General features: G+C 45.6%; 17 protein-coding genes. 11 read left to right on the top strand and 6 right to left on the bottom strand.

Annotation, left to right across the window (positions count from 1 at the left end; translation table 11 throughout):
* Positions 1-153: 153 nt before the first annotated feature.
* On the bottom strand, positions 154-918 hold the full coding sequence (locus D0Y50_RS08130) for a 3-keto-disaccharide hydrolase (protein WP_117316376.1): 765 nt from the start codon (positions 916-918) through the stop codon (positions 154-156).
* Between the two features lie 352 nt (positions 919-1,270).
* Here D0Y50_RS08130 and D0Y50_RS08125 point away from each other — a divergent pair, with 352 nt between their 5' ends.
* The 6 genes from D0Y50_RS08125 to D0Y50_RS08105 all read left to right on the top strand — a co-directional run bounded on the left by D0Y50_RS08125 (position 1,271) and on the right by D0Y50_RS08105 (position 5,044).
* Entirely contained in the window at positions 1,271-1,450 is a 180-nt protein-coding gene (locus D0Y50_RS08125; RefSeq protein WP_117316374.1) for a transposase, read from the top strand.
* Positions 1,451-1,895: 445 nt separating this feature from the next.
* Positions 1,896-2,030, top strand: a complete 135-nt coding sequence (locus tag D0Y50_RS19885) for a hypothetical protein (RefSeq protein WP_269748319.1) — start codon at positions 1,896-1,898, stop codon at positions 2,028-2,030.
* Positions 2,031-2,111: 81 nt separating this feature from the next.
* A complete protein-coding gene (locus D0Y50_RS08120) occupies positions 2,112-2,327 on the top strand; it encodes a hypothetical protein (RefSeq protein ID WP_108566881.1) in 216 nt (71 codons plus the stop codon).
* A gap of 37 nt (positions 2,328-2,364) precedes the next feature.
* A complete protein-coding gene (locus D0Y50_RS08115; protein WP_117316371.1) occupies positions 2,365-2,739 on the top strand; it encodes a hypothetical protein in 375 nt (124 codons plus the stop codon).
* Between the two features lie 526 nt (positions 2,740-3,265).
* A complete protein-coding gene (locus D0Y50_RS08110) occupies positions 3,266-3,898 on the top strand; it encodes a hypothetical protein (RefSeq protein ID WP_117316369.1) in 633 nt (210 codons plus the stop codon).
* A 105-nt stretch (positions 3,899-4,003) separates the two neighbouring features.
* Positions 4,004-5,044: an IS481 family transposase gene (locus D0Y50_RS08105; protein ID WP_117316367.1), complete on the top strand. Its 1,041-nt coding sequence runs from the start codon at positions 4,004-4,006 to the stop codon at positions 5,042-5,044.
* A 383-nt stretch (positions 5,045-5,427) separates the two neighbouring features.
* Here the strand turns inward: D0Y50_RS08105 and D0Y50_RS08100 are convergent, their stop codons facing one another.
* The 5 genes from D0Y50_RS08100 to nhaC all read right to left on the bottom strand — a co-directional run bounded on the left by D0Y50_RS08100 (position 5,428) and on the right by nhaC (position 11,288).
* Entirely contained in the window at positions 5,428-5,961 is a 534-nt protein-coding gene (locus tag D0Y50_RS08100) for a hypothetical protein (RefSeq protein ID WP_117316365.1), read from the bottom strand.
* A 498-nt stretch (positions 5,962-6,459) separates the two neighbouring features.
* Positions 6,460-7,143, bottom strand: coding sequence for a hypothetical protein (locus tag D0Y50_RS08095; protein ID WP_147318231.1), 684 nt, complete (start codon positions 7,141-7,143; stop codon positions 6,460-6,462).
* A gap of 36 nt (positions 7,144-7,179) precedes the next feature.
* Entirely contained in the window at positions 7,180-7,761 is a 582-nt protein-coding gene (locus D0Y50_RS08090; RefSeq protein ID WP_147318230.1) for a hypothetical protein, read from the bottom strand.
* Positions 7,762-8,272: 511 nt separating this feature from the next.
* Complete coding sequence (locus D0Y50_RS08085; protein ID WP_108566876.1) at positions 8,273-8,725, bottom strand: DUF3010 family protein; 453 nt, start codon at positions 8,723-8,725, stop codon at positions 8,273-8,275.
* 1,054 nt (positions 8,726-9,779) lie between these two features.
* The gene (nhaC, locus tag D0Y50_RS08080; protein ID WP_117316359.1) at positions 9,780-11,288 is read right to left on the bottom strand and encodes a Na+/H+ antiporter NhaC; all 1,509 of its coding nucleotides are present in this window, start codon (positions 11,286-11,288) and stop codon (positions 9,780-9,782) included.
* A 929-nt stretch (positions 11,289-12,217) separates the two neighbouring features.
* Between nhaC and D0Y50_RS08075 the strand changes: the two genes are divergently transcribed.
* From D0Y50_RS08075 to D0Y50_RS08055, 5 genes are all read left to right on the top strand, one after another.
* Positions 12,218-12,721: a hypothetical protein gene (locus tag D0Y50_RS08075; RefSeq protein ID WP_117316357.1), complete on the top strand. Its 504-nt coding sequence runs from the start codon at positions 12,218-12,220 to the stop codon at positions 12,719-12,721.
* A 136-nt stretch (positions 12,722-12,857) separates the two neighbouring features.
* Positions 12,858-13,241 (top strand): hypothetical protein, encoded by a 384-nt coding sequence (locus tag D0Y50_RS08070; protein ID WP_117316355.1) that lies wholly within the window; start codon positions 12,858-12,860, stop codon positions 13,239-13,241.
* A gap of 456 nt (positions 13,242-13,697) precedes the next feature.
* Positions 13,698-14,585: an alpha/beta hydrolase family protein gene (locus D0Y50_RS08065; RefSeq protein WP_117316353.1), complete on the top strand. Its 888-nt coding sequence runs from the start codon at positions 13,698-13,700 to the stop codon at positions 14,583-14,585.
* Positions 14,586-14,592: 7 nt separating this feature from the next.
* Positions 14,593-15,825, top strand: coding sequence for a kynureninase (kynU, locus tag D0Y50_RS08060; RefSeq protein ID WP_108566869.1), 1,233 nt, complete (start codon positions 14,593-14,595; stop codon positions 15,823-15,825).
* 307 nt (positions 15,826-16,132) lie between these two features.
* On the top strand, positions 16,133-18,172 hold the full coding sequence (locus D0Y50_RS08055; protein ID WP_108566868.1) for a TonB-dependent receptor plug domain-containing protein: 2,040 nt from the start codon (positions 16,133-16,135) through the stop codon (positions 18,170-18,172).
* The last annotated feature ends 3 nt before the right edge of the window (positions 18,173-18,175 follow it).

Genomic DNA, 18,175 nt, shown 5'->3' with positions numbered 1-18,175 from the left:
GAGTCTATCGAAGGATGAGTATGGCGTTGGGTTATCCAGGGCCATACAGAGAGCCGGGTACCGACCGTCTACTATCGCATTACTGTCAGCAATACGTTGTGGCGAGAGGCTACTGCTATCACTGACAACGTCAGACTCGTTCACGCACACAGGCTACAGTGTGCGAAGTTTCATATTGCGGAAATAAATTGTTGAGGTCCACTCCTGCAACACAATGTGGCCTTTAGCTGATGCACCGAACGCCGGGAAATCTTTAAAACGTGATGTGGCAACCCAGTTTTTCCATTGTTCGCTGTAGATATCAACTCGTGTGGTCAGGTTTCCGTTAAGATAAAACTCGACTTTGCCGTCAGTTTGTCTGATCGAAGACTGATTCCATTGGCCGTCTCCGTGAGCGGGGCTCGTCGCTATCTGCGATGTGTAGCCGAAAATCTCGCCGGTTTTTTTTGCGCTATCGTCGTTGTCTGCATGGGCAACGCCCAGTAACTGATATTCAAGACCGGTTTGCCACGCAATCGGATGCTCGGCATCCTCCTGCACGTTGATGAACACACCACTGTTGCCGTTTTCCGGTGATTTCCACTCAAATTTGAGTTCATAGTTTTCATACGCTTTATCCGTAGCCAGGTCGCCGTGCTGAACACCGCTTGCGCCAGGGTCAACAGTGAGCGTACCGTCAACAACTTTCCATGATGGTGTGCCTTCTGGCTGTTGAAACGTGTGCCAGCCGAGTGTGCTCTTGCCATCGAAAAGCAGCGTCCATCCAGCATTTTTTTCCGCCTCGTTCAGTGTGTTCGGCTTCTCGGCTGCAACGGAAGCTGACGTAGCTGATTGCTTGTCATTGCCACTCACAGTGAAGCTGGTAAAAAGCAGTACAGAAAGCGTAACTGAAACACATTGACGAACATTGACTACCATGGCGATACCTTGTCTGGATGAAGGGGCAGATTGCGTATTATCAGCGCTTTGTTTACCAAAAATTTACAACCCAAGCAAACTTAATTCTTTTTACCGGGGTCAGGATACGTATTTTTGCGAAGAAGGCGGTAATGAACGGGCGTTCACCCAACTTTTTAGTCCAGTGAGAACGACAGTGAAATTTCTCTGGATGTCAGCGAACAACTATTCAGCGTCTCCTTTCAGCAATATTAATAACCGATGGCGAAAACGCCGAAGCCTGATTGACTCCACCGGCCCCATTGGTAAGGGTTCTTCCCAGAATTTACGGACACATCCATAAAGAGACAGACTAAGCCTAAATGGAATGTTTATGACCAAAGGAAGAGAGTATTCCCCACAGCTCAATCGCGAAGCGGTGTTACTTACGCCGAAGCCTAACGCCAGTTGTCGTCAGACTGCATTGGATAGCGGTTTCAATACCAACCTTCTGCGCTGCTGGAAGCGTGAACTTGAGCAATCACAAGATAAAACATTTAAAAGCAGCGGCTAACCTCGTTACCAAGAAAAAGCACAGGCTCTTTTACACAAAGCGGCAACGTTCCTGGTCAAAAAGTTACTTTACGGTATCTGGCGATATCGCGTCGCCGCTTCGGGTAAACCTTCCGTTCATATACGGTTAGGCACTTGTAGGTACATGAGAAACTTTACCCAAAAACCAAGCGCTGGGTTAAATAACACGATATAGGTTACCTCAACCTCATTGAATTACTTCAACCTGGCTCTAACCGGCATATGTTTTTGCATGGTGTTAAGTAGCTCTATCGGCGGTGATCATCAACGCCAATTGCAGCAAGCAAGGTCCACCCTTAACCCTAAATATCAATTCAATCTCTAAAACTACTCATCAGGTCAGTATTCAGTCTTAGAGGATATGAATAGCCTGTATTGGCCCTTTGTTAAAGGGACTAAATATAAATTATATGGAGATTATTATCTTGAATGAGTTAACTTTAGAAGAGCTTAATAGCGTAAATGGCGCCGGTTTGGACCAAAGCGTTTGCGTAGCTGGTTTTGGTGCATTGGGCGCACTAGGCGGCTTTATCGGTGGGGTATTGCTACAGCAGGCATAGGTATGGGGGCTGGCGCACTTTGGGGATTTGGATTTGGAACGCAGGTTGGCGCAGCAGTTTGCATACCTTAAGGATAGCGATATGAATGAATTAAACCTTGACGAGATCTTACAAATTTCTGGCGGAGATTGTATGTCTAACTGGGCTGTTGGTGGTGGTATCACTGGTGGAGTTATTGGTGGGGTCGCAGGCTTTGTGGGAGGTTTTGGTTTCGGAGCGGGCGCTGGCATCACAGGTGGTAGCTCGTTAGGCTCTGCAATTGGTACAATTGGTGGCGCATACTTTTGTTACCCATAATAAAGAGAGGCATCAGCCTCTCTTTCTGGAAAGTAAAATGACGGTACTATTTTTATTAAATTATACGACGACGTTGTTTCTTGTTTTTATCCTCTCGGGTGTACTCACACCCAACAATCTATCCATGCGTTTTGTTTTTTATACAACGATTGTTTTAGTGGTGACATTGGCTTGCTGGAGATGGGGCAGGCTTTCAGTAATTAAGCGCGGCAAGTATATCTATATCCAAACATTCCCAACTTTTACAAAAATTAGCGCAGAAGAAGTGGAGAATCTTATCATTATCGAGAAGCATGTATTGGTTAATAGAAAAGATGGACGTCAGAGTAAACATCATTTTATGTTTGGCCCGTCTGGAGGTATTCATTCCTCTGTAATCTCATTAATCATTAATCAAATTAAAAGGCTATAACCAACGCTTCCACGGCACCGCTATCAACATCGAAACCGCTAAGCCTACTCACGCCGCCTTTAAGATGGTAAAGCTCCGGGGGGCCGGCGCCGGGTAAAAAAACAAATTCTGAGAACAGGATAGTAAACAGCTGAACACAAGTACCTGGCCCACCGTACAATGACTCATAGCGGTATTGGTTAAGTGCAAAAGACCGAAACTTGTTCTAGAAGAACAATTGTAGCTGCCACAGGGACGATCGTAAGCCTATCATTTGATCGAGAGGGTTTAAATGTTTGGTTGTGTCCTTCACCACTTAACAAACGTCGACTGGGTCACAAACACCTGGGATACTTCGTATTATGGTCAAGGTGTTTCCCCTTAAAACGAGGCGATAAACGTCGGCTCCTTGTCTTTAGCCATCATTGAAACATCTGGAAAAATTTCAGATATTGGTCATAAGCCGATATTACACTTCTTATTTGATTATTCTGTAACCAGCATTTAGTGTACCAGGAGTGTTCAAAAATAAGCATAAGGAAGTCTGGTGAGTAGAACTCTTAGTTTAGCTTTCATAATTATCGTGTTCGTACTGGGGTACTTTACCAGAGGTTTTATTAATGACTCGTCTCAAGAAGAAAATCAGGAAAAATCTCACGATACGACTGTGACTTCCCCACCCGACACTACAGTTAGAATAACGTCAAAAGATGCGGAGATTATTAGCAACGCTGCTAATTTGAAGGGCTCGCGATCTATGAGAGAGATAAAAGAAGAACTACCTGACATGAACGTAAATCCGGCTGAAAACCCTGATTCTAGCGTGTCAGTATCTTCTTTCGGGAAAATCATCAGAGAATTTGACAAAGAAGAAAGAGAAGAAATCTGGTCACAGGACCAAGAGTTTTTTATAAGCGAATCATTAAAGACTCAACAATTTGCTGATACATTTGATATCAAAGAGTTAACTTGCAAAGCATCGATATGCAAGTTAATAGTTTATAAATCAACTGCAGATCTATACAGTGACCGGAATATCCCTGAGGCTGATTGGCATAATATTGTAAGAAAAAGCTCAGCTGATATTGATATGAATATGGCTCAAATGGAAGTGCAGAATGCCCCAGATTCAGAAAGTGATGTTGCGTTTACAGTTTACTTTCAATCTAAATCTGAATAGATGAATTAGTCTCGACTTAATCTGACACTTCTTCTTGAAAAGATGAGAGTTACCCGTTTTGATAAAGGTGTCGAATCTTTAATCAAAACAAAATAGGTAACTCTCATGTTGCATACTAGCAATCCAATCATCAAACACAAAGCAGGACTGTTAAATCTGGCTGAAGAGCTGGGCAATGTATCGAAGGCCTGCAAAGTGATGGGCGTGTCTCGTGACACGTTTTATCGGCATCAGGAGTTGGTTGAAGAAGGCGGTGTTGATTCGCTGATTAACCGTTCAAGACGCACACCTAATCTCAAGAACAGGGTCGATGAGCAGACCGAACAAGCTGTCATAGCTCACGCCATTGAGTTTCCCGCTCACGGTCAAGCCAGAACAAGTAATGAGCTGCGTAAAGCAGGCGTGTTCGTTTCAGGCAGCGGTGTTCGCTCGATATGGCTCAGACATAATCTGGAAAACTTCAAAAAGCGACTTGCCGCACTGGAAGCCAAAGTTGAAAGCGAAGGCATCATTTTGACCGATGAGCAGGTTGCCGCGCTTGAGAAGAAAAAGCAGGATGATGAGGCCTGCGGTGAGATTGAAACACACCATCCCGGCTATCTAGGCTCGCAAGATACCTTCTACGTCGGCAACCTCAAAGGTGTCGGCCGCATTTACCAGCAAACCTTCGTTGATACCTACAGTAAAATTGCGTTCGCCAAGCTCTACACGACCAAAACGCCAATCACCTCGGCCGACATCCTCAACGACAGAGTGTTGCCGTTCTTTGAGGCTCAGGAGCTGCCCATGCTGCGGATTCTGACAGACAGGGGCACAGAATATTGTGGCAAAGTGGAACAGCATGATTATCAGCTCTACTTAGCCATCAACGATATCGACCACACAAAAACCAAGGCGCGACATCCGCAAACCAATGGGATCTGTGAGCGATTCCACAAAACCATCCTGAATGAATTCTATCAGGTCACCTTCCGCAAAAAGCTCTATGACTCGCTGGAAGCATTACAGAAAGATCTGGACGAGTGGCTGGAATACTACAACAATGGAAGGACTCATCAGGGCAAAATGTGCTGCGGCAGAACGCCAATGGAAACATTAACCGATGGGAAGCAGATTTGGGCTGAGAAGAACTTAGCTCAAAGCTAATCTGACACTGGCACCGTGAAACGGGTAACTGTCAGATCAGGTCTGAGCTAGTACAGAATAGAGTCAATATCATTGACATGCATAACTTTCCATCGCCTTTTGGCGATTTCAAATGTCACGCCACATAGCTTATTCAATGGGACCCGTTAGAGATTATGGTCTGGGACGTACACCCGACTGCGCCTTCATAACCTTCTGGACGCCCATTAGCCTAATCGTTGAACGCCTGCTGTTTTTCTATAGCGACCTGTCGCTCCCCCATTCACACGAAACGTCCGCTTCTCGCTCTCTTAGGACCGTCAATCTGTCTCTTAGCTCACCGCACTTAGCGCCGAGAAAGATGCCGTAGTGGGGTTTAAAGACAGCCAAACAGCAATTTTCAATTACCAGGCGGCACTATATTTCTTGTTGGCTTCAGCAGCTTCTATTTCCAGCGGTGCTTTATTGTACCCATACTCTGCCATGTCAGAAAAATGCTGGGTTACGATATTATCTAAACTGGCCCTTTCAATCTGTAACACATGCACTAACTCATGCGCTAGCTTTGGCCTATCCAGCTCAAAATCCTTACGCGTATATATTGAATAGCCGAAAACTTGTGCGTTGTTAATTATCCCCTCACCAATAAGCCCAACAGCTTCGCCAAAAATTTTCAATGCAAAGTTGTCGTAAGGGTAAGGAACTTCATTAACATAAACAATCCTAACCTTTTCAGGATGTTCAATACCTATTGCTGTCGCCAGCGATAATTCCTTCTGATTTAAGGGAGTACCTATTTCCATACCAGCGCGGTCCGTCTCATGCGCCCAAGCTATATACTGCGGCAACAGAATGCCAGTTATGATTTTTTCATAAGCAAGCGCCATGATGATAACCACGACAATCAAAGTTAATGATACAAATTTAACCAATTTCATATTGTTAAAATCCATTTTAAGGTTGTTATTTAGGAAGATTTTCAAGGTCTCATATCAAAACGATGGGCTCATTAAGAGCCCCATATAAATGTACTTCATATTTGCATAGTACAGCTTACGGTAACAATTCATATGCTTAGAAGTGTTGCCGGAAACGTGCTTAAAAATTAGGTGAACCGCAGATCACAGCTGAGCAAAGCCTCCAATTGAATGGGTTAGACGAATGGTTCGGGCATCGCTTACAGAACATCACCGCCTTCGCGATGGTGGTGGTTAGGTAATTGCTCATTACAAGCGGTATCGGTGTCGGACGATTGAATGACAGTTCCGTGTGCCCTGTTAACAGCGAAATATTCAAAAGTGACTGGGGATTTTATCCTGCATCAGATTGCCAGTAAGTCGTAAAAGATTTGAACATTGCTTGGTAAAGGCCCCCTATCAATGTTTGGGGTGGCAGCGCGTATTGCGAATACTTTAGGCAAGAATCCTGCTTTTATATTATCGGCTAGACTCTGCTTCCAGTTCGAGAATGTCATTTTTCAAAGGGGACTGTTCCAAAAATGCAGTTGCTAGTGAGGTGCTTCTGCGTTTGAGCCCTCGATAGATACTACGGGAAATATCTGCCTGTTTTGTTTTGCTGTCGACAAAGCCTAAATACTTGGCGGCAAATTGAGGCTGAGATACCGCTACACTGTTAATAAATTCACCGAAATTTCTTTGGTTATGTACTTTTTCTGGCTGTTGCTTAAACCATTCCATCGCAGCTTCAGGACTATGCCAACTCCAGGAGCGCATAAAGTTAACTACGTCGTCATCAAGCTTGTCTTGTGTTGTGTGGGCAGTAAGCCAATCACCGCTTTTCTCTCTATCTTGGTAAGACCAATTGTTTATAAATTTAGATTTAAGTTCATCGTAGCGATTGCCAGAATAATCTTCAACGAGCCAGGCGCCCACCTCTTCAGGGCTTTTTCTGGCCCACTCTTGAATAATGCTCTCCTCTACTTCATGGTCGTCAATCGCTTTGGTAAGAGTAAGCAAGTCGACAAAATCGTGCTTTGACTCAAGGGCCTGGGTAAGCCCCCATACTAGCGTTGAGAGCCGGTAACCGAGTTGATTCAGTTCGTTTAACTTATCTATAGCCAATGCCATATCCAGCTTTGCCAGGCCGGCAAACGTGGTCACCAAGCCCCCCGTTGGCATTTGCTGATTGTGCGATGTTTAGCTTGGCAACGCATGGTTAAGTTGCAAAAAATAATCGTAGGCGGCAATGGGATCTTGCATGCCTAAAGCATCAAGCCCTGTTGCAAGATAGCCAGTTTTAGTGCTTTCGTCATCGATCTCAGTCAATGCAAAGTCTATTGCTTTAGTCGGGTTCAGCTCGGCGTAACGACTAAACAGGGCGGAAAATTCAGTACTGTTATGATTAAAATTGGTGCTGGAAAAGTATTGAAGAAGCCCCAGGAGCTGGGATTCTGGCAAATTGGCAACGAAGGTATATACGCTAGCTGTCTGCGAAAATGACAACACCGTAGGGTCACTACTTATGAGCGAACTCAGATGTCCGGCAAGCTCACTGATGGGTAATGTTTGGTTTTTGTTCTGTGTTTGTATTTTACTAAGGTTAGGCTTTGATTTATTTATATTTGCGGCGACATTCTCACCCTGCTCAGCGGCTATTTTGGCTGGAGGGCGTTCACGGGCGTGGGTATTGCAAACCTGCGTTTGTTTCGGCCAAGAATTAACAAAATAGCCTGCTGTAAAGGCGAGCATGACGCAGATAAACCAGACGAGCACTCGCATTGTGACCTACCAAAATCCTTTTTTAGTATTACCACATTATCATCCTCGATTGCACATAACAATTCGGTCCATTCAAAACAGCGGTATAGCCACCAAGCTATAGGTCCGCTAAGGCCGCTTTAGTGGCACTGACCCACCGCATCAGCCAACTGATATCAAAAACTCGGTTGGGATAAACGTGAGCAAAGCTTTTCACCGTTTCATTTTTTGCCTCAGACTACGAATCACCTTCAGCAGGCTTGATATAGCGTGGTGCTAGCAGCATGTCGGTGGTGAGCTTAAGTTAGGCTTAAGTTAGCGTAAACCCCAACCGTGCTGGCCAATAGTAACTGGTTGTTCCAATTCGACCCTCTCCAATTTGAACCTGGCTTGTTGTGTAGCTGGATGGTTTGAAGACCGGACACCGGTAAGTCATACGCATCTTATCTATTCGTTACCTATTCATGAAGTAGAGGCAGCTTACTTTTGAAGTGGTAACATGCACTGCCTCATTATTCACCGGCCAGATTAGCTAGAGGCTAGCTGGTGTTTGCGATGGGCTGTCACGTTTCATTAGCCAGGCATAAGCGGTAGTAAAGGCAGTCTCTTGAAACTGCTTTAAACCAGTGTCTGAAAAAGGCACTGCGATGGGGTTTCTGCGTAAAGATTCTTTAATATCGGTTGGGTTAAATACCACAACCTCTAACCCTTCGATTAACTCAATAGCGGCTTCTAGTTTGAAGCCAATGGAACTGCCGGCAAATTTGCCTTTGCTTTGGCGCTGGCGGATGATCACAGCATCTATTTTGTAGTCAGCGACAAGCTTTGCGAAAGTACTTTGAAAGCTTTTTAGCCCTTTGGCACTGGTATCAGCTAACGTTAACCGGCGTGTACGACAGTCGGGAACATGAAATAAACCATCTATCAATGACAACAAACATACTGTTGCTTCGTTGCCTTTTAAATCTACACCGCAAACTTTCATAATAATTCCTATTTATATTTGCCTGCCATTATAACGTGTTTCGCTACAAAGTGACTGCCCTATTGAGCCCCCACTGTTCTGTTAATTTCTTATTCCGTAGCGCTATACGCAGGCCCACGTGATCTGTGGTAGCTACCATAGTTAAGAAAACGTTGTGGCGTGGCATTTATCGAGCGACACAACAGATATGAAGTACCATGAGCCTGAACAAACTTACTGCGTAGATAAGCAGCATTATCAGCCACGAAAGGGTAACAGCCGTAACTTATTATACGATAAGCCAGCCAGCGGGAGGTTAACCTGCCATCTGGATGAACCGGTAAGTAAATGGATATTCAAACCTTAACGAAGCCGCCTTTCCAACCTTTACAAAGGGGGGAAATACAGAGTTCATACAAAAAATAACCAAAATCTGTTATCGCTGTGGGTGCAAGTTTTCCACACTTGATGTTGAACAAATGGGCCGCGGTATATAGGAAGACCACTTAACACATTAGCACCTCAACGTGCGTTTCCTTGCTCATGTTTTTTAGTCTAGTGTTATTACCAAGTTTAAACTAAAAGGCATCCATAAAACGTTGTTACATGGGGGCTGGCGCAGCGTGGAACATAAACACATGAGCCGATTCACATTGCAGCCTGTACCTTTATGTTTCTAACCAAGCGATGAATGCCTAAAAAGGACTGGTCAGCACTTTTTTGAAGATTATTATGGTAAAGAAAAGTAAGATTCGTTACCCAACTGACTGTGAAATCATTTATGCAGGCCTGGTATTGTAACCATTAAGTTGTCGTATCAGCCGTGAAAGCTTAGTACGGGTATGGCTTAGCCCTCCCCCTTTTCAACGCTAAGTGAGGGCCAACATTTTGCCACTTACCAACTTTCGCTACGTCAAAGCACTTCATCGCCGACCAGGTTCAGCCGCTGAGCGCTATCCGGTAACTCAAAACGCCAAACTGCGGCTATCAAAGGCTTACAAAAAAACTACCTAACCCAATTTCCAATCACACCGGCAGGCTAAAATACCTGCCGGTAACCGTTAGCATCTTAGTTTTAGGTATCCATTTTTTTAACCTGTTCTTCCACAGGCTTACCGTTATCATTAAATTTTGCAATTTCGGCGTTCGATGATTCCCACTGCTGGCGTTCTTCCTCTGTGGCTTTGGGTGAGAACCAGTCAAAGTAAGCGTAAAGTATTCCTATCAGCGGCGCGGTCCAGCAGGCGAATGCCAAGGGGATATACAGCAGGTTTTCTAAATTATCACCAGAAATCCCCAGTCCAAGGGCTGATATAACAAAAGCCCCACCAGCATTCCAGGGAATCAGCGGAGACATTAAGGTACCGCCCTCCTCAACGCCTCGTGATAAATTCAGCGTAGAATAGCCCATCCCGCGATAAACAGGCGAAAACATCCGCCCGGGTAATGCGACTGATAGGTATGGGTCGCCCGCCACCAAGTTGGTTGCAAACGCCGTTCCCACCGCTGCAATCTGCGTACTGACAAAGGTTTTCGCTTTGCTCTTTATCGAATTAATTATACTTTTCAGACATCCCGTAGTTTCTAGTGCACCACCAAAAGCCAGTGCAATGAGCACCAATGAAATGGTCCACATCATAGATTGAATACCACCCCGATTTAGCAAGCTGTCTATCTCGCTTATGCCCGTTTCGATGGAGTAACCATTGTTGGCATAATCAAACACAGCCTGCAGGCTCTGTCCTTGTGCAATCATAGCAAACGCGCCCCCTACCACTACTCCCACGAACAGCGAAGGCAATGGAGGGAGCTTGCGAAGCGCCAGCACCATTACCACTACAGCCGGTAGCAACGCCCACAAAGAAATATAGAAATTGTCTGTTAAAGCGGTGGTGATGCCTTCTATTTTGTCAAATGACACACTTTGTGTATCGATAACAAAAAAGCCGACCCCAAGATAAATCAGAAACGCAATTAACATAGCGGGAATGGTGGTGGCCATCATATTTTTAATGTGAGAAAACACGTCTGTGCCAGTAACTGCAGGGGCAAGATTAGTTGTATCAGAAAGCGGCGATACCTTATCGCCGAAAAACGCACCAGAAACCACTGCGCCAGCAGTCCAGTACATGGGAATATCAAACCCTTCACCAATGCCCATGAGGGCCAAGCCGACTGTACCCACGCTTCCCCAACTTGTTCCTAGCGAAACGGCTACCACTGCACATATAACCATTGCCGCTGCCAGAAAAATCTCAGGGGACAACAGTGTTAACCCATAATAGATTATGGTTGGCACTGTTCCGCTCGCAATCCAGATACCAATAATCATTCCTACCACAATAAGGACGCTTACTGCGGGTAATGCCACGTGTATGACTTTGAAAATACCTGCGCGAATATCTTCCCACGTAAGACCAAGGTAAATACCCACGAGACTAGCCAGCGCCACCCCAATGGCAAGAGGAATATGCGGCTCGAATACGCCAAAGTAGAATATCTGCGTTCCTAGTATAATAAGCGTCAGAAAAACAGGCGTTAGTGCAAGTAAGAGGCTGGGTGTTGCGCGCTGTTCATCTGTCATATTTCTTCCTTGTATTAATTGATGGCGATCATGTCAGGATTCTGTAAAAAAGGCCTATGAACAATTATCATCAGACCGACAATTGTTCGATACGAGTTGAGATAGCTACGCGGCCGAAGGCAAAATAGTTTTGGAGAGAATGCGACAAAAAAGGAGGAGATGATTATCATAAATCGACTTTAACATGTAAAAAAACCAAGAAATAAGTCGATATATTTTTTTGATTACGGGCAAAACAAAGTGAGTAAAACAAGGCGCGGCTTACGTTTTATCCCCGCAATGGCATACTGTATAAACGTAAAGTAACTTATGTTTTATCCATTTTCAGACCTTTACGTTAATTCTAGGATTTTACACAAAAGCCAAACTGACAAGCCCGAGCGCTTAGCAGCAATGCTGCACATATCGGTACGTTTTTAACACCAACGTACCAAACAAGCCGAAACCGCCCGGCGCATTTAATTTTGCTTAAGCGCTGAAATATTAATGTGGGCTAATGGCCTGCTCATCTCTTTTTTTGCCAATCAAATGACAGTATGGCGCCGCCCCCTATTCGTTTATTATATTCGCTTATTAGTGTCTTTCTACTAACGGCTGTAAAGTGCCAGTGGCGCAGGTACCTCTTAGGTGATTGGTGGGTTAAATGTAGGTAAAGCGGAAGTTGGCGCATTGAATACTTGATAGCGTCACTGCGCTAATTTCTGACCTTCCCCCGACTGATACCGGCCTTCTGCTTTAATTGCCATAGCTAACCAAAGTATTTCATTGTTGAGAGTTAGGTGCCCTTCTATATATACAGTTACAGCGACCTTTCCCCTATATTCAGGAAAACGACCCAATCGCGCGTTTTTTGTGCTGAACATGATTGGCCCCAATTAAGCACACCCTTTGTATTCTTTGACTTTCAGTAAATTCGGAATGATGGCACTATGGATAAAAACGAGCACGCGCTCGGGAGAAAGACGCGCGATTTGCGTGCTATTAAATTGTTAGGTGCTTCCATGGAAGAATTAAAATTAAGTCACCCTTATTGGGTACGTATTATAGGATGGGTATTTTTACCCGTAATGTTGGGAGTTTCTATTTGGTGCCTATTCTTACCTGTTTGGTATCAGAGATATGAATTCCTTCTGTTTCTTTCAGCAGCATTTTTAGGCGGTGGGTGCTTATACATGACTATACATGGTTTAAAGACACTTCCATTTATGAATGCTGTTATCACTCTATCGGAAAATGGAATCTGTATTGATAATGGGAGCAAATTTACAAGTGTGCAATGGAGCTCGATTTTAAAAGTTCGCCACGTAGCAAGCGCTCAAATACTCCATCTTTACGACTCTAAAGGGAATAGATTCCTATCCGTTACAGAACAGCTCAAAGGCTTTAGTATCTTAGTCGGCTGTTTAAATGACAAAAGCGGCTTAGAGCTCTAAAAATGAACGCACCTAACAAAAAAATCAAGTTCGCCCGCTGCGCGGGCTGGGACACAAACATGCGGGGCGGCTTCGCCATTGTGCCCCACACGTCTGCGCCCCTTATTTAAAAGTTATGTATCTAAGGAAGGATTTGGTGAAACCTGACTATCAATCTTACACTCTTGAAGAGCTATATGATGTAGAAGTAAATATTGATAAGGACGCGTACCCTGAAAGACATAAAGACTTACTACATGAGTTAAAGTTAAGAGAGGAAGCTAAACCCAAAGTTGAAATTAAGGAAGACATTAAAAAGCCTAAACGCACTAATAAAGAAAAAATTATCACATCTTCTTTTATTTTAATTGCTGCCGCAGCATGTCTTTATTATGGAAATATTCCCGGCAAGCATGGTGGTCTTTCTATGGAAGATGATCCCTACTTCTTCTGGGGTACTTTACTTTTTTGTGTTGGAATGGCCGTTAAACAATTACTGACTCTAGTATACAATTCAAAACAAGGTGATGGCGATACATAACAAGTCATTGCAGCAGGACAAATAACAGTTGGCTTTGCTCCTGCGTCGCTATTTTAGCCAACAATTATTTGCCTCCGAATGAGGCGTTAAATGTCTGCTCCTTGTCTGACGCTGCCGTTTTCTCGCCAACATATCCTCAACCGATTTTCGCGCATAGCGGTCTGCTAAAACATGTATAAACGCTCTGTTAAAAGGGTCGGGTCAGATATGAGCTAATCTGCCTACTTGTGTTAACACCAAGCAACTTTGTCGTATTTTAATTACCAAGCAATTCTGTCGTAATTGCTAATTACCACGCGATGCTGTTAACCTGCCCTGGTTTACCTTCCTTATCTTTTTTGCTTTCGCACAAATGCCTACTTCACCAGAATTATTTAACGATGCACTGTATTGAACTTGCAACTTATTAAATTTGTTGCTCCTATACCATGCTTAATCCCAGATAAAGGTAATCGCATGCGCAGTTTGGCCGGTATTGTTTTAGTATTTCTGCTAAGTGGGTGTCAGCACGCATTGGTACCAGGTAGCCAAACCCCGGCAGTGAAAGTAAACAATAATAGCGCGCAGGTGCCTTTACATGAGGTCAGCTTTGCCGCGGTACAACAGCTTGAGTATACCGCAGCCAATACCACCCTGCAGTACGGTGAGCAGCCATTGCAATTTGGCAAACTTTGGCTGCCAGCACACTCAGATACCCCGCCGCCACTGGTTATCTTTATTCACGGCGGGTGCTGGCTATCAGCATATGATATTGAGCATAGTTATCCTCTTGCCTCTGCTTTAACTCAGGCGGGCTTTGCGGTATGGACAGTAGAATACCGACGCACAGGAGATTTAGGCGGCGGCTGGCCTGGCAGTCTGGAAGATGTGGTAAAGTCGATAGATTTTATTATGTCGCAAGACCACAACGAAAATATTGCCCTCAACTTGCAGAATGTCACGCTGACCGGCCATTCCGCCGGTGGTCATCTGGCTCTGCTGGCGAGTGAGCGGCTGGCGAAGTCAGTTGGCCGTATAATCGGCCTGGCCCCCATTGTTGACATTGAAGCCTATGCGCAGGGCACCAACAGCTGCCAGCGGGCCACTATCGATTTTATGGAAGGCACACCCCAACAACGCCCTGAGCAATATGCGCAGGCTAATCCCCTGCATACCCTACCGGCTGCAAAACAGCTTGATAACATCACAATTTTAGCGGGCGAACAGGATAGCATTGTGCCCATTCCCGACAATCCTTTACCCGGTGCGCAGTTTTTGCGTTTTGAGCACACCGGTCATTTTGACTGGGTACATCCGGGCACCCTCGCCTTCAGCCAGTTCATTGAAATACTAAAGAATAAGTGAATTTATAATGTCATATAACATTGCGCAACTTGATAAGCAGGACGTTCTGGCCCCTAAACGTGCACTGTTTAACTTACCTGAAGAGGTTATATATCTGGATGGTAATTCGTTGGGGGCGTTGCCCAAAGCCAGCGTCGAGCGTATTCAACAGGTGGTTAATCAGCAATGGGGTAACGATTTAATCAGCTCGTGGAACAAGCATAACTGGATAGATTTGCCGCTACAAACCGGCGAAAAAATTGCCCCGCTACTGGGCGCGGGGCCAGACCAAGTCGTGGTCTGTGACTCTATTTCCGTCAACCTGTATAAACTGCTGATAACCGCGTTAACTATGCAGTCCGGACGCGCAAAAGTGGTGTCGGAGCAAGATAATTTTCCCACTGATTTATATATGGTGCAGGGCGTACAGACTCTATTAGGTGAAACCCGCTGCCAGCTTATCAGTGTTGCAAGTGAAGACATAGAAAATGCGTTGACCGACGATGTCGCCGTACTGATGTTAACGCATATCAACTTTCGTACCGGCCGTATTCACGATATGCAGCGGCTGACCCGCCTGGCCCATCAAAAAGGCATTATTGTTATCTGGGATTTGGCGCACAGCGCTGGTGCTGTGCCCTTAGCGCTAGATGAATGTAACGTGGATTTTGCCGTAGGCTGCGGTTACAAATATTTAAATGGCGGCCCCGGCGCACCGGCGTTTCTGTACGCTGCTAAGCGCCATCATAATAAGATAAGCCAACCGCTCAATGGCTGGATGGGTCACGCCAAGCCGTTCGAGTTTTCTCCACGCTACGATGCAGCGCCAGGGATTAAGCAATTTCTTACCGGTACCCCGTCCATTATTGCTATGGCGGCACTGGATGCTGCCCTTGATGTATTTGACAGTGTTAGCATGGCTCAGATTCGGCAAAAATCGAGCGCTCTTACCGAGCTGTTTTTACACCTTAAGCGCCAGCACCCGGCCCTGGATGACCTGGTATTGTGCTCTCCCACCGACAGTGAGCTAAGAGGCAGCCAGTTGTCTTTTTCCCATCCTGCGGCTTATGCAATATGCCAGGCATTGATAGATCATAACGTGGTGCCTGATTTTCGCGCCCCAGATATTGTGCGGTTTGGATTTACCCCGCTTTATCTTAGTTTTGCGGATGTCGCTAAGGCGATTGCCGTATTGCACAATATTATGCAGCAAAGGCTCTACACCCATAACAAATACCGTACTAAAGCCGCTGTTACCTGAGCGAACCCCACACTGCTGACTGCGCTCGTAAAGCCTGAAATCGCCGTAGTAATACAGCGCCGGGGGGCCGTTATGATGTGGCCCACCCGCTCAGGCTGCGTATTCGTCACCACCGGCCCTGCATGCAATTACCATTGCCGTAAATCCCATGCGCGGCGGGTATTGCTTTGCGTCAACCGTCCACCTTTACTTATCATTCCTTTATGCTGTCCAATTGTAACAAATGTAAAAGTACTACTCATTCCTGCAAAAGTTAATGAGAATGTTTCTTATTTAGAATAACAAAACATTCAACGGGAGCTTTTACTTGAAAAATTTAGTCTTTATTGGCGCCGCATACACAGTGTCCAGCGCCTTCGCTATGGCTCAGACTCAGCCTGCCTCTTCCACTGCAGCAGTGGAAAAGATAGCGGTGGTAGGCGCCGCTACCAATCTCAGTATTAATGCGGAAGATATTGAACAGTATCAAGCGAATGATCTGGCCGATATATTTCGCTATTCCCCTTCCATCAGTGTGGGCGGGTCAGTGGGCGTGGCCCAGAAAATATATATTCGGGGTTTGGAAGACGCGTACCTGAATGTGACGGTTGATGGGGCGCAGCAAACCTCTACCCTTTTTCACCATATTGGCCGGGTAACCATAGACCCGGATTTACTGCGACAAATAGATGTACAGGCTGGCGCTGGTGAAGCGATTAGCGGGCCTGGCGCTATTGGCGGATCTATTCGTTTTCAAACTAAAGATGCCCATGATCTGCTCGACCAGGAGGAACAGTTTGGGGGACGGGTTAAAGCAAGCTACTTTTCAAATGAGGGTACGCGGTACAGCGGTAGTATCTACACCAAATTAGGAGAAACCTGGGGCGTACTGGGGTACTACAGCACCATTGACCGTAACAACATGGAAGACGGCGATGGTGATGAAATATACGGCACGGCAGCTGATCAGGACATGTTATTTGTTAAAGCTAGTGGGGATATTGCGAAAAATCATTATCTGTCGCTAAGTGTTGAACAACGTGACGAAACCGGCGCGTTCTCTGCGCGCCCCAACTGGGCCGTGCAAGAAGGTGATGCACTTTACGCCAGCGAAGCAGAACGCGATACTTTGGTCGCTAACTACCGGTTTGCGCATAATGAAATGATCTATATCGAAGCTACTGCCTATCAGACCCGTTCTTCATTTAATGGGGGCCGCTTTGCCTGGCTGGCAGAAATAGACACCTATGGCTTTGATGTACGCAATACCAGTGAAACCGCCCGGCATAAGTTTATTTATGGTGCAGACTACCGATACGATGAAGTCACCAGTGGGGCCGCCGCGGGCGCCACTGAAAACGCCGAAGAAGGCAGCGTATTAGGTTTGTATGCCCAGGGCTATAGTGACCTTACCGCAGAGTTATTGCTTAGTTACGGGATACGCTACGACGATTACGACTTCCAACAACGTATATTGTTGGAAGAATATTACGGTACCCCCGTCACCGATAGCCCGTCATCTATAAACGATAGTAAGGTCAGTGTAAACGTGGGTTTAGCATATAACCTTTCGCCAGCCTGGACTATCAGCGCAGGCTACGCCGAAGCCGCCCGTGGTAAACAAATTGGTGATGGCTTTACTATTGATGGCTATCTTTACGACGGGGCAGATGTGCCGGTGGTAGCTAACGACCTGGCGCCGGAAACAGTACAGAATATGGAAGCCGCTGTTGAATACAGCGCTAATAACCTAAATGCCAGATTGAGTGTTTATCACTCTGCACTGGATGATGTGATTTTTGAGGGTTTTGCAGGTAACGCGGTGTTTAATAACATCGGCACCGTTGATACCGATGGCTTGGAATTTGATATCGCCTACCGCTGGCAAGGTTTCGACTTTTTCGGTGGATTTTCCAGTGCCGACAGTGAGCTGACCCCCAAAGATGGCTTGTACAGCGTTGCTTATGGGGCCATAGATCTTAACGGTTACGAATTTATTGGCTTAGGTAACAGCCGCGGTAACACATGGGTAGTGGGCGTAGATTACACCCTCAATGCCAGCATTAATATGGGAGTAAGCGTACGCAAGGTTGATTCAATTGATATCGATACCTTGCATCAGGCGGTGGATCTGGGTTGGACCGATAGCTTGTACACACTGAATAAACCAGGATATACCACAGTGGATTTGTTTGGCGAATGGCAGGCCACGCCGTCTCTGCGGGTTAATGTGGCGGTTTCCAATTTATTTGACGAACTTTATATCGATCATTCCAGTGTCGGTGATTACAGCGAGGTATTCGCCACCGTGGTGGGGCCGAATGAAGCAGGCAGAGACATCCGGTTATCCCTAGCTTATACGTTTTAAGCG

The organism is Salinimonas sediminis (genome assembly GCF_003429285.1).
GTDB classification, from domain to species: domain Bacteria; phylum Pseudomonadota; class Gammaproteobacteria; order Enterobacterales; family Alteromonadaceae; genus Alteromonas; species Alteromonas indica.
The sequence above is the reverse complement of the archived record's forward strand: the minus strand, read 5'-3'. Positions and strand labels throughout refer to the sequence as shown.